We start from the raw sequence: 7,500 nt of genomic DNA on the forward strand, positions 1-7,500 counted from the left end.
TATGGTTAAGGAACTCGGCAAAATGCCCCCGTAACTTCGGGAGAAGGGGGCCATTCCTGGTGACGGCACTTGCTGCCAGAGCTGGGGGTGGCCGCAGAGACCAGCGAGAAGCGACTGTTTACTAAAAACACAGGTCCGTGCGAAGCCGTAAGGCGATGTATACGGACTGACGCCTGCCCGGTGCTGGAACGTTAAGGGGACCGGTTAGCTCCACTTCGGTGGGGCGAAGCTGAGAACTTAAGCGCCAGTAAACGGCGGTGGTAACTATAACCATCCTAAGGTAGCGAAATTCCTTGTCGGGTAAGTTCCGACCTGCACGAATGGCGTAACGACTTCTCGACTGTCTCAACCATAGGCCCGGTGAAATTGCATTACGAGTAAAGATGCTCGTTTCGCGCAGCAGGACGGAAAGACCCCGGGACCTTTACTATAGCTTGATATTGGTGTTCGGTTCGGCTTGTGTAGGATAGGTGGGAGACTTTGAAGCAGCAACGCCAGTTGTTGTGGAGTCGTCGTTGAAATACCACTCTGGTCGTGCTGGATGTCTAACCTGGGTCCGTGATCCGGATCAGGGACAGTGTCTGGTGGGTAGTTTAACTGGGGCGGTTGCCTCCTAAAGAGTAACGGAGGCGCCCAAAGGTTCCCTCAGCCTGGTTGGCAATCAGGTGTTGAGTGTAAGTGCACAAGGGAGCTTGACTGTGAGACTGACGGGTCGAGCAGGGACGAAAGTCGGGACTAGTGATCCGGCGGTGGCTTGTGGAAGCGCCGTCGCTCAACGGATAAAAGGTACCCCGGGGATAACAGGCTGATCTTCCCCAAGAGTCCATATCGACGGGATGGTTTGGCACCTCGATGTCGGCTCGTCGCATCCTGGGGCTGGAGTAGGTCCCAAGGGTTGGGCTGTTCGCCCATTAAAGCGGTACGCGAGCTGGGTTTAGAACGTCGTGAGACAGTTCGGTCCCTATCCGCTGTGCGCGTAGGAGTGTTGAGAAGGGCTGTCCCTAGTACGAGAGGACCGGGACGGACGAACCTCTGGTGTGCCAGTTGTCCTGCCAAGGGCATGGCTGGTTGGCTACGTTCGGGAGGGATAACCGCTGAAAGCATCTAAGCGGGAAGCCTGCTTCGAGATGAGCACTCCCACCTCCTTGAGAGGGTAAGGCTCCCAGTAGACGACTGGGTTGATAGGCCGGATATGGAAGCCCTGTAAGGGGTGGAGTTGACCGGTACTAATAGGCCGAGGGCTTGTCCTCAGTTGCTCGCGTCCACTGTGTTGTTCTGAAACAACGACCCCCACATCAGGTCACGGTGTGGGTGCGGTTGACAGTTTCATAGTGTTTCGGTGGTCATAGCGTGAGGGAAACGCCCGGTTACATTCCGAACCCGGAAGCTAAGCCTCACAGCGCCGATGGTACTGCAGGGGGGACCCTGTGGGAGAGTAGGACGCCGCCGAACAATCATTCACAAAGAACCCCCGTCCGGGATCCGGACGGGGGTTCTTTGCGTTTTCAGGGGAATTCCTGCCGGCGCTCGGGCGGGCGCTCCCGGAGCCGGCCTCAGCGCCTCGCGCTGGTCGTGGCGGCGCCGCGCGCCGCCCGTGGCGGGGAACCGGGGACCGGGGCGCCGTGGCCGACGGCGGCTTCGCGGAAGCCACCTCCGGTGTCGGCCGTGCTCCGTACAGTGGACGGCGCAGTCCGTACACGTCATCCGGGGGGAGAACACATCCATGACGCAGGCCGAGCGGCCCTATCCGGTCTCGGAACTCCTGACCGCCGTGCAGGCGGAGATCCGCGCGGAGAGGCGCGGTGAGGCCAAGGACGTCGAGAAGGCGGTGCTGTCGTCCGGGCAGGCCGTGTCCGCAGCGGAGGGGAGGTACGAGTACCTCTTCGGGTGCCCCAGGTGGCCGCGCTCGTTCGACGGGAGCCCGGTTCTCGTGCGCTCCGCCCACTCCCGCGGTCCGTGGATCCCGGGTGAGGCCTCCCCGCTCCCGGACGGGAAGGTGCGGCTCGTCGTCACCGAGAGCCTCGGCGGAGGGCTGCGCGACGTCCAGGCGCGCAAGGACGATTCGGCCGGGCTGGTGGTTCTCGCGGACCGCCTGGAGGCTGCGGGCTCGGAGGACGGGAACGTCAGGGTCGAGAGCGCCGGCTGGATCGTCGGGCAGGGAACGCCGGTGGTCGGACGGGCGCCGGACCCGGAGCGTTGGGTCGCCGGCTGGCACGGTCTCAAGCTGAACCCGCGTCAGCGGACCGCGGTCGTGCAGGCGCTGGCGAGCGAGGCGGTGTTCCTCTGGGGCCCGCCCGGGACGGGGAAGACGGACGTCGTCGGCCACATCGTGGAGGGCAACTTCCGTCAGGGCCACAACGTGCTGTTCCTCGCGCCGACCAAGGTCGCCGTGGACCAGGCGCTGGAGCGGATCTGCGATCTGCTGCACGCCGAACCGGGCTTCGGCGAGGGCATCGTCCAACGGGGCGGCGACATCGAGCTGCCGTCCCTGGCGGAGCGGTACGGCGAGTACGTCGACACCGGCCGGATCGCGGCCCGGGTCTCGGCGCAGCTGGACGAGGCGGCGCGGGCCGCACGGGAGGCCCTGCAGCCGGCCCGCGCCGGCGTCGCCCTGCACGACGAAGCGGTGGAGCTGCAGCAGCGCCTCGCCGCCGACCGGGGGGCCCACACGGAAGCGGCCGCCACGGTCGCCGCCGCGGAGCGGGAGGCGCTGCGGGCGGATGCGGAGGCCGCCCGGCTGCGGCTGGGCATCAGCGAGGCGGGGGAGCCGAGGGGCTTCCGTGCCGCGCGGATGGAGAGCCGGCTCGCGGCGATGCGGGAGGAGCTCACCCGGGCCACCGCGGCGGCGGAGGCCGCACGGTCGGTCGGAGCGGCGGCCCGGAAGCAGGCCGAGTATCTGGCGGCCCGGATCAGCGCGACCAGCGGGCGCCTCGCAGGTGTCCGCCCCCGACTGGTGGGCCTGCCGGACCGGGCGGACCTGGTCCGTGAGGTGGAGTCACTGCTCCGGCAGACCCAGGAGATCGACCGGCAGCTGAGCCGGATCCAGCAGACCGTGCGCTCCCGGTGCCGCGTCATGGGGGCGACCGTCGCCAAGGCCGTCCAGTCGCGGAAGCTGCTCGACCGGGTGGACGTGGTCGTCATCGACGAGGCCGGCATGGTGGACCTGCCGTCGGCCTGGCTGGCCGCCGGCCTGGCGGGGAAGCGGATCGTCGTGGCGGGCGACTTCCGGCAACTGCCGGCCGTCACCAAGGGGGACGGCGACCGGAAGGCCTCGGAGGAGGAGCGCGTCCACTCCCGGAACTGGGCGGCCCGGGACGCCTTTCACGCGGCCGGGCTGGTCACCGAAGCCGGCTCGGTCCGCCAGGACCCCCGGCTCGTGGCACTGGACACCCAGTACCGGATGCGGGCGCCGATCTGCGGGCTGGTCAACGCCGTGGCCTACCCCGATGCCCCGCTCGCGACCGGGCGCGCGGACGGCAGCCGGATCCCGCCCAACCCGCTGGTGGACGTCCCGGTGATCCTGATCGACACCTCGAAGCAGCGGATCCCCGGCCCCGACTACCGTGCCAACACCGTGAACGAGGCGGTCGTCCACGAGCTCGTGCGCGGCCTGCAGTACGAAGGGGTGCTCCCCGGCCGCAAGTGGCAGGGCACCGAGCTCGCGGCGGGCGCCCGCGCGACCGACCGGCTGGCAGTGATCGCGCCCTACCGCGCGCAGGTCAAGGCACTGAAGGGAAGCCTGGCGTACCGGTTCGGGGAGGAGTACGAGGGCCTGGTCGACACCATCCACCGGTTCCAGGGCAGCCAGCGCCCGATCGTCGTCTTCGACACCGCCGTCGGCGCGGGGAAGGACCCGGGCATCTTCTACGCCGGGACCGGTCTGTCCTCGCAGACCTGCCGGCTGCTGAACGTCGCACTCAGCAGGGCGCAGGACCACCTGATAGTCGTCGCGGACGTCGAGCACCTGCGGCAGCACCTCGCCCCCCACAGCGAGGCGCGCGTCATGCTCGACCACCTGGAGAGCCACGCCCAGGTGATCCCCGCGGACCAGCTGATCCCGACGCGCGATGCGGCCCAGCTGTCCGCGCTCTCCGACGAGGAGCTGTCGCGTCCGGCGTTCTTCCCCGCCGACGAGGTCCAGAAGGCGGTGGAGTGGGACATCGCGCGGGCCCGCACCAGCATCGAGGTCTACTGCGCCTTCCTCGACCCGCAGCCGGTGCACCGGTGGTCGGCGCTGCTCGGGGCACGGGCGGCGGCCGGCGTGCGGGTCGTCGTGCACACCCGGGCCCCCGAGGAGCAGCGGGAGGCGGCGGGGGCGGCCCGTCACCAGAAGCAGATCGACGTCCTCAGGGCGGCCGGCTGCGAGGTGGGGTTCCGCGAGCGGATGCACGAGAAGGTGCTGATCCTCGACGGCGCCGTGCTCTGGCACGGCTCCCTCAACCTGCTGGCGAGCACCGGACCGACCGATCTGATGATGCGCTTCACCGACCCGGCTTCCTGCGAGCGCGTCAGCAGGTTGATCGAGCGGGCCCGGAAGGAGCGCGCGGCCTGGAACCCGAGGACCGCCGACGCCGCTGCCACGGCGCCGCCCGTCAGCGAGGCCCCGTCCTCGCCCCCCGACGCGGGCGGCGACCGCAAGCCCCGCCCGGGCCAGGTCGTCGACGGGCGGCTCTATCTGGACGTGCCGTTCGGGGAGAAGGACGAGGCGAAGGCGCAGCTCAAGGCCCGCTGGGACGGGAAGAACCGTCTCTGGTACGTCGATCCGGCCCGTGTCACGAGGGAGGCCGCCGCCCGGTGGCTGCCGTGAGCGCCGCCGGGACGGGGCGTCCGGCCCGCTGAAGACCTCGGCGCTCGGGGAGCCCCGATCTCCTGCCGCTGCCAACAGTCATTCGGTACCCGTCACCCGTCACCGCGGTGCGACGTCGCCACCGCGCGGGGCGGTGCGGTGGGGCGGTGTGTGCGGGTGTCGCGAAGATCCGCCCGGGTAGGGCCACAGGCATGCGAACGAGGTTGTACGACCAGCGGGTTCTGACGCTCGTCGAAGTGCGTGGCGGCGAGCGGGACTGGGCGGAGGCGGAGCAGGTCTTCGAACGTCACGGTTGGCCGGTGATCGGCCGACACCCGTGCGGGGAGGGGCCGTTGGAGGGTGTCCTGGAGCCGGATCCGGCGTCGCGCGTCTACGAGGTGGAGGTGCGGCTGCCGGGCTCCCTCCACCACTGCGAGCGGGGAGCGACGCGGCGGGCGCAGCGGGCTCTGCGGCGGGCACGGCTGGAGGCCTACGTCCGGCGGGCCGAGCCGTTGGTGCGGGACCGCGAGATGCTGACCGAGTGGCAGGCGTACGACAGGTCCGCGCCGTCGGGCGTCCGCTTCGCCCGGTTGCGGGGGAGTGTTCGGCGCTACGCGTCCCGCCTGGGTCACTACGACACCGGGGTACGCGTGATCGGGACGCAGGAGGAGGCGTCGGGCCTCGCGCGGATGCCGTCCGCGTCGGGCGGAGGGAGCGCACCGGCCGCGGCCCGGATCCGGCCGCTCGACGGGCGCTGGCGCGGGACGGTGCGGTTCTGGCCGGAGGAGGAGACGGCACGGCGCATCGCCCGGGTGCTCGGCTGGAGCCTGGCCGTGGGGGTGGCCGCGGTGTTCGCGGCGGGCGGCTCGGGAGGAGCCCGGGCCTTCTGGGTGGTGCTCGCTGTGCTCGCCGGCGGGGTGACGGTGGCCTCCGGGACGCGGTTGTTCAGGGAGGGCGCGGCTGCCGGTGCCGCCATGGCCGCGGTCGCGGCCATGGCGGTGCTGCTGCTCGCTCTCAGCCCCTTCCGCTCCGCCGGGCGGGGTTCGCACGAGCAGCAGGTGCTGGTGGGCCTCGGCATCGCGGCCGTGGTGGCGGGGCTGTGGCTGCTGGTCCGGCAGTGGAGCTGGGGCGAGTGGGCGGCGTGGGCGGTACCCCTGGCCGCGTCGCTGGCGGGGGCCACCCTTCTGGCGTCGGGTTCGGTGCTGCACTCCCTGTACGCCGACGCGTTGTCGCTCAGCCCCGGGGATCTCGACGTTCCGCCGATCTGGCAGGTCGTCTCGGCCGTCAAGCTGCTGACGTTCCTGAGCCTGGTGCTGGTGCTCCCCGCCTGGTGGGGCTTCGCCAGGCACCGGCACCACGGCTACGCGGGCACGGGGGAGGGGTTCAACGCGGCGATGTACGCCCTGCTGCTGATCGCGATCCTGGCCGGCGTCTCCACCTTGGCCCTGCACTCGGCCGGGCGGGCCGCCGACCGGACGAAGGCCGCCGCGGCGAGGGGTGAGGATGCGCCGCCGTACTTCGGGGTCGAGCCGAAGTGGGTGTGCGTCGAGCCGGCCGAGCCGGCTGAGCGGCTCTCGGGGGACGGGCCCCGGTTGGACCCGAAGCGGTCGTACCTCTCCTTCGGTGTCGCGCAGGGCTCGGCCGTGCTCTGGGACCGGAGGGCGGGCGAGCCCCTGAAGCTGGCGGCGCGACAGGTGCGGCTGATACCGGCGGAGTCCGGTGCCGCCTGCGACGGCGGCGTCGGGGTCGCAGCCGGCTGAGGGGCGCCTGCGGCTGGGGGCGCGCCCAGGGCGGTCGAGGCATTGGAGCCCGGTGGTGGCCGATCGGCTCGCCCGGGATCCGGATGTCGGACGGTTGTGGGAGGTGATGCTGGGTGACGTGCCCACACACGTGCTCGCACCGGCGGCCTTCGTGCGGGTGCGCCGGGAGCCCAGGATGTCCGGGGCTCGGGCGCCGGCTCCGGTGGACGACTTTGCATCCTGCCCGGATGGGCGTAGTGTTGACTGGTCGCTCGGCAGGGAGCACCGGACACGCATCGGCGCGGACGGTCCCGGGGCGGCCAATCCCTAGAAACACCACTTCCCGGTTCGGGCTGGGTCGCTTTTGCCTTTCGGCTTTGCGGCCCGGGTCTTATTCGGCGTGCCCGTTTATATGGATTGCGGCTGGATTCGCCTTTCGGGGCGGGGATCGGCTAGAGTTTGGAACGTCGGACGGGGCGTCAAGCCGCAGAAGACGCCAGCGAGTTGGATGAACGAAGCGCCGGAAACGGTGCGGAAAACATCTGGTAGGCTGGGAACACGAAAGAACGAAGCGCCCGGAGGGCCGGTGTGAAAGCCGCCTGAAGGAAGTGTCCGTTCCTTGAGAACTCAACAGCGTGCCAAAAGTCAACGCCAGATATGTTGACATCCCCGGCCTCAGATCATCTGGGGTTGGAGATTCCTTTTGAAGTAAAACACTAGCGAGGACGCAGTGCGCGGGATCACCCTATTCCGGTGGTTGCCGTGCCGCTCAACGCGGGTGTCGACCGGATTACCGGTAAACATTCACGGAGAGTTTGATCCTGGCTCAGGACGAACGCTGGCGGCGTGCTTAACACATGCAAGTCGAACGGTGAAGCCCTTCGGGGTGGATCAGTGGCGAACGGGTGAGTAACACGTGGGCAATCTGCCCTGCACTCTGGGACAAGCCCTGGAAACGGGGTCTAATACCGGATA

2 protein-coding genes and 3 rRNA genes (2 of these 5 only partly in view) are annotated in these 7,500 nt (G+C 69.4%); all 5 read left to right on the forward strand.

Going from position 1 to position 7,500, the window contains the following annotated elements; genetic code table 11:
* Positions 1-1,250 (forward strand): 23S ribosomal RNA (locus OG550_RS20705) (it extends 1,870 nt beyond the left edge of the window).
* An 85-nt stretch (positions 1,251-1,335) separates the two neighbouring features.
* A 5S ribosomal RNA gene (gene rrf / locus OG550_RS20710) occupies positions 1,336-1,452 on the forward strand.
* A gap of 271 nt (positions 1,453-1,723) precedes the next feature.
* Positions 1,724-4,807, forward strand: coding sequence for an AAA domain-containing protein (locus OG550_RS20715; protein ID WP_327679688.1), 3,084 nt, complete (start codon positions 1,724-1,726; stop codon positions 4,805-4,807).
* A gap of 191 nt (positions 4,808-4,998) precedes the next feature.
* The gene (locus OG550_RS20720; RefSeq protein WP_327679690.1) at positions 4,999-6,546 is read left to right on the forward strand and encodes a hypothetical protein; all 1,548 of its coding nucleotides are present in this window, start codon (positions 4,999-5,001) and stop codon (positions 6,544-6,546) included.
* A 782-nt stretch (positions 6,547-7,328) separates the two neighbouring features.
* A 16S ribosomal RNA gene (locus OG550_RS20725) occupies positions 7,329-7,500 on the forward strand (it continues 1,352 nt past the right edge of the window).

It is taken from the genome of Kitasatospora sp. NBC_00458 (assembly GCF_036013975.1).
Classification (GTDB): Bacteria; Actinomycetota; Actinomycetes; order Streptomycetales; family Streptomycetaceae; genus Kitasatospora.

Bases quoted from the DNA above. Each gene is read 5' to 3' on its own strand.
- OG550_RS20720 (WP_327679690.1), top strand. From the start codon at position 4,999: ATGCGAACGAGGTTGTACGACCAGCGGGTTCTGACGCTCGTCGAAGTG.
- OG550_RS20715 (WP_327679688.1), top strand. From the start codon at position 1,724: ATGACGCAGGCCGAGCGGCCCTATCCGGTCTCGGAACTCCTGACCGCC.